Raw genomic sequence first — 223 nt, 5'->3', positions numbered from 1 at the left:
AACTATTTACTGTTATGGTTGGTCGTATTATTTCTTCTGGCACTAATACTTCAGAACATCAGGAAATTATTAAAAGAGACCTAAAACAATATAAAGGAAGCATTGTCGAATACACTTCAAAAACATTCATAGCTACTTTTGAAGGCCCAAGTAAAGCTGTTTTTTGCGGTTCTGATTTAGTAAAAGCGATGAGAGCTATTAATGCTCCATTATCACTTGGTAT

General features: G+C 33.2%; 1 protein-coding gene. It reads left to right on the top strand.

Going from position 1 to position 223, the window contains the following annotated elements:
• Positions 1–223, top strand: a 223-nt coding sequence (locus Q0829_RS27560) for a hypothetical protein (protein ID WP_298549322.1), incomplete at both ends; no start/stop codon positions are given.

This window comes from uncultured Aquimarina sp. (genome assembly GCF_947492405.1).
In the GTDB taxonomy this organism is placed as follows: Bacteria; Bacteroidota; Bacteroidia; order Flavobacteriales; family Flavobacteriaceae; genus Aquimarina.
Note: the sequence above shows the minus strand (reverse complement) of the source record. Positions and strands in the feature narration are given on the sequence as shown.